The following is a 1,516-nucleotide window of genomic DNA, read 5'->3' as shown; positions in this document are numbered from 1 at the left end:
CAGCATAAATTAAAAATAATGGTCAAAATATTTGGATTTTAACATAGAAAGCAGATGCCGTTCGGGGTGATGGGCTTCCACAGATCGCGCCTTTGGCGCGGCAGATGGCACAGATTTTTCGCAGGCGGAGAGTTGTATGTGTGGAAGTCAGAACGGGCACGCAGAAGGGGCAGAAGTTCATAGCCCTGGGCTATGGAGGCCATTGGGCTTTCAGCCCGCCTTGGGTTGACAGGGCTATGCGCATTCTTGGACTTCAGCCCGCCTTGGGTTGACAGGGACGAACAGAACGTCACACGATCTTGACATGCGAAAAATCCGTTTAAGATCCGTAGGCCCAGAGGGCCATCAAAAAAGAAAGAATTAAAAGATCCGTGATGATGGATCCGTGCGCATCGGTGATATCTGTGTTCTGTAGACCCCTGAGGCCATCGCCGTAGGCGGTGGGCACCCGATAAATGGCGGATGCGACATGTGGAACCACCTTATTGTAACATGTAACATGAAACAATGTAACAAGGCGCGTTTTTTTATTCTCCCACAGATCCCGCTGATGCGCGCAGACGCCGTCTGAGGCTAAAAAGAGAAAGCCATTCGGGGTGATGAATCAAAAAAAAGCGCCGATTGCAATCGCTGCAACCGGCGTTTCCTCATGGGCTCTCTGACGAGAACGTATTGGCAACTAAAATCAAACTATGTAGGCTCGGCGATGTCGCTTCGGCTCTTCGGCTCTTCGGCCCTTTGGCTCTTCGACTCCTCCGCTTCCCCCTACACCCCCATGCAGCTCTGCGTGGTGAGCGTGGCTGCTATGGCGGTGAGGATGGTCACGATGAGGTTGAGCAGGGTCTTCCACTTGTCCTTGTTCATGGCTCCTGTTGGTTTGTTGGTTCATTACTTCGATGGCTTGCTCTCTACTTCGATGACTTGCTCACGGCTCTGGGCGCTACACCTTGGGGTCGGAAACGTCCTTCGAGTCGACCACGACGTTCTTGGGCGCCTCCTTGGCGGTCACGCCCTCAAGCAGATACATCACGTAGCTGCCGGCGCGGCGGTTCTTGTCGGTGACCTGTCCGTTGCCCACGAAGCGCTTGAAGGGCTGGTAGAGCACCTTGTAGCCCTTGACGTTCTGCGCGCCGAAGTCGGCCGAGGTGGCTGCCGCCACGGTCCTGATGCCCACCTTGAAGGCTCCGAGTCCCTCAATCTCCACGCGGTCGGAGTTGAGCAGGTGGCGTCGCAGGGCCACGGATAGCTCGTTGAGCACGGCGAGCGTGTCGGCGTAGGTGGCGGTGGTGGCGTGTGCGATCTCCTCGGCCAGCTCCTTGGTGCTCACGTTGTTGAGATGCACGGCGCGGCCATACCACTTGCCGTAGTTCTTGTTGCCTTCGCGCTTCTCCTGATACTTGCGATAACGAATACTCATAGTTTTGTCCTCCTGAAATTTTTAGTTAAACATTAAATATATTTGGTTACTAGTGATGCGATATTAATCGCTTAACTATAGTTATATATTTGATATTTA

Annotated in this window: 2 protein-coding genes; both read right to left on the bottom strand. The window is 53.4% G+C overall.

Going from position 1 to position 1,516, the window contains the following annotated elements; translation table 11 throughout:
- Positions 1-765 precede the first annotated feature (765 nt).
- A complete protein-coding gene (locus WKK33_RS01545; protein WP_215760433.1) occupies positions 766-864 on the bottom strand; it encodes a smalltalk protein in 99 nt (32 codons plus the stop codon).
- Between the two features lie 76 nt (positions 865-940).
- Positions 941-1,417 (bottom strand): HU family DNA-binding protein, encoded by a 477-nt coding sequence (locus WKK33_RS01540; RefSeq protein WP_215760432.1) that lies wholly within the window; start codon positions 1,415-1,417, stop codon positions 941-943.
- Between the last annotated feature and the right edge of the window lie 99 nt (positions 1,418-1,516).

The organism is Hallella sp. (genome assembly GCF_037460745.1).
Classification (GTDB): domain Bacteria; phylum Bacteroidota; class Bacteroidia; order Bacteroidales; family Bacteroidaceae; genus Prevotella; species Prevotella faecis.
This window is presented reverse-complemented; position numbering and strand designations above follow the sequence as displayed.